Source organism: Vibrio sp. 10N.222.48.A3, from assembly GCF_041475345.1.
In the GTDB taxonomy this organism is placed as follows: domain Bacteria; phylum Pseudomonadota; class Gammaproteobacteria; order Enterobacterales; family Vibrionaceae; genus Vibrio; species Vibrio tasmaniensis_A.
Genome location: NZ_JBFRVX010000755.1, coordinates 1 through 3,173, shown reverse-complemented (window position 1 = coordinate 3,173; position 3,173 = coordinate 1). Strand labels below are relative to the sequence as shown.

Annotated in this window: 2 protein-coding genes; one reads left to right on the top strand and one right to left on the bottom strand. The window is 44.1% G+C overall.

Annotation, left to right across the window (positions count from 1 at the left end; translation table 11 throughout):
* Positions 1-366 precede the first annotated feature (366 nt).
* A complete protein-coding gene (locus AB4653_RS19415; RefSeq protein ID WP_017098611.1) occupies positions 367-1,155 on the top strand; it encodes a lipase family protein in 789 nt (262 codons plus the stop codon).
* Positions 1,156-1,253: 98 nt separating this feature from the next.
* Here AB4653_RS19415 and AB4653_RS19410 read toward each other — a convergent pair whose 3' ends face one another.
* Positions 1,254-3,119, bottom strand: a complete 1,866-nt coding sequence (locus tag AB4653_RS19410; protein WP_102258464.1) for a methyl-accepting chemotaxis protein — start codon at positions 3,117-3,119, stop codon at positions 1,254-1,256.
* Between the last annotated feature and the right edge of the window lie 54 nt (positions 3,120-3,173).

Sequence of the window (3,173 nt, the reverse complement as noted above, 5' to 3'; positions counted from 1 at the left end):
AATTCCACCACCAGGGCAACGCAATCATGCGATGCTGATTACTGAAGAGTAAAACACCATCTCTCCGCGACCTAAGCCGTGAGAACGAGGTGTACTTTAACGGATGAAAAAAATTCGTCAACAATAAATTTTATCATTTAATTCAAGTGATTAATTATCGAACTCTACAGAATGAATTTAGTGCAGCTTGTACGGTTCTTATTCGTAGATTTTGAGTTTGAGTTGGAATTCAAAGGCCAAATTCCCATTTTCAGACTCACAAAACACTGTCAATTCCATTGAATTAAAGAAACACTCCTTCGTTTTCATGTGCTTTTCACATTCAAAGGCTAAAGTTTTACACAACTATAATTACGAAATGAAAACGTGAAGTCACTAAAACGATACCAATATGAACGCTACGCGGTTCTTTGTAACCTCGCCTACCCGAGAGTTTTTAAACAGACTCGTTACGGTTTTGATCCTAATGGACAGCGCATCATAAAGAACCAGTTTGGCAAAACCATGATTCGAGTTTTATGGAGTAGTGACAAAGATGAAGTGGTTGTGGTTATCAAGGGATCACACAGTGTTTCTGACTGGCTACTCACTTTTGCACTATGGACAAGAAGCTGTAAAAAGATTGGGCTGAACTATCGTGTACATGCCGGTTTCTATCATCTCATGTTTCAAGAAAGCCAGCCGAGTCGTAACGAAGACAAGCTTGGGCAAACCGTTATCGAACGCTTAGAAGCGACACTCTTGCCTTTGTTAGAACAAGGGAAAAGGATTTCTATAACCGGCCACTCTTCTGGTGGTGCAATTGGCTGCGTGTTCGCAGATTACCTAGATCAAAAGTATCCAGGCTGTGTTAAGCGAATCGTGACTTTTGGCCAACCTGCGATTGGTGATTGGAATTTTCGAAAGCACTACCGTTTGAGTAAGAAAACCTACCGTATCTGTTGCGACATAGATATTGTCACCTTCATGCCGCCCGTGCCTCTGTTGTATTGGCATGTAGGGAAAGTGCTTTGGCTCTATAACGGCAGGATCTACGAAAACACACCGACGTTTATACGTCTTGGGCGCTCTGTTCTAAGTTGGTTGATCAGACCTTTTTCTTACCACTTAATGAGCAAATATATTCGCAATAAGGATTTCTTTGATAAGCACTGAGACTCATTTGAAGCTATTAAAGAAAGAGCACAGGCCTATTACTGTCTGTGCTCTTTAGTTTCTAAACCTATGTTGTTTTCTGCAATATCGATTAAAGATTAAAGCTTGAAGCGTGACAACTCTCGTTTCAAGTCACTCGCTAAATGACTTAGCTGATCGGCTTGTGAAACCGCATCGGTCGCATCAACTGCCATCACATCACTCACTTCACGAACAGATTCGGTATTCGCATTGATTTCGGCAGTAACCAGTGACTGCTCTTCAGCGGCAGAAGCAATCTGAGTCGCCATATCACTGATCATCTGAATCGCTTCACGGATTTGAGCTAGGCTCTCTCCGGCCATATCCACATCGTGTACGCTTGTTTTCGCCATATCATGGCTTTGCGTCATCACTTTCACCGCACCATTGGTCGCTTGTTGTAAGCGTTTGATCTTGTCTTCGATCTCTTCTGTTGAAGCATGAGTACGTTGAGAAAGCACACGAACCTCATCAGCAACCACTGCAAAGCCTCGACCTTGTTCGCCTGCCCTAGCCGCTTCAATGGCCGCATTGAGCGCGAGTAAGTTCGTTTGCTCCGCTATTTCACGAATCGTCGCTAAGATAGACGCGATTTGCTGACCATGCTCTTCAAGCTCACTGATGATAGACACAGCGCTTGTTAGCTCAGTAGCGAGGTCATTGATCGATGATTGGCTTTTAGCCATCTGTTGGAAGCCTTGCTCGCTCAACTCCACCGAATGAGTCGCACTTTTTGCCGTACTCTCAGCATTCGTGGCGATTTCCGCTGTTGCTGTCGCCATTTCTGTCACAGCCGTTGCCACCATCGTGATCTCATCTTGTTGCCTGCTTACACTATCACTGCGCTTCATCGCACTGGTATTAGCATGCTCGGCACCGCTGTTCATCGCGGTAGAAACTTGAGTGACGTTTTGCATCATTTGATGGAGCCGATCAACGAAGACATTAAACTTATCGGCAAGTTGACCCACCTCATCTTGGCTCGACACTTGTAGTCTTTGTGTGAGGTCGCCTTCCCCTTCCGCAATATCAGCTAATGCTTCACTCACTCGCCCTAGTTCAACTAATTGACGAGCCACAAACCATGAGGTTGCTACAGCCATAACGATCAATACAATCAAACCTGTGGTGATTTGGCTAATCAACATATCGAACAGGGGCTGCTCTAGTACGTCTTTATCCATTTCAATCACAAGTAACCAGTCTGTGCCTTTAATCGGCTCAGCCATGATGACTCGCTCGGCACCATCCACTTGAGTAAAGATCGTCGTCAAGTTTTGCGCAGCACTGTTCAAGCCAGACACACTCAGCTCTGGCGCAATATCATTGACTTGTTTCAGAATGAAATCTTTATTTTGATGAGCAACGACCGTCCCTTGCTTATCAATCAGAATCGCACGCCCATTCCCCGGAACCTGAATGGCTAATACGTCTTCAATCAATTTGTCCAATGCCAAGTTTGATGCCACAACACCGATGATCGATCCATTCTCGGTCACTGGGTCTGTCAGTGTCACCACCAAGGTTTGCATCGTCACACTTACATACGGCTTTGTTGTCACCGCTCGATTCTCAGCTAAGGTTTGTTTATACCAACCTCGGACTCTTGGGTCATAGCCCGCTTTATTCAATGAAGGGTCATGACGGAACATCTCACCTTCTTTGTTACCGTAATAACTCAATCCAAACCCACCAGATACCAAGGTTTGACGTAAATGAGGAACGATATCTATTGAAGGGTTAAGCTGCACTTGTTGCTTAAGCCCGTGTACTGCTTGTTTCTTATCATAAAACCAGTCACTGATGCCCTTAGCATGAGCTTGAAGTGTATTGCGACTTTCACTTTCTATTGCTTGCCAGCTGTTTGTTTGAAAAGTCTTATAACCCATGAAAAGAAGAATGGCAGATGTAACAGCAATCGCCAAAACTACAGAGAAAACCATTTTCCTCTTTAGAGTAAATTGCATATTTAAGAACCTCTTATAGAACAATTAAAG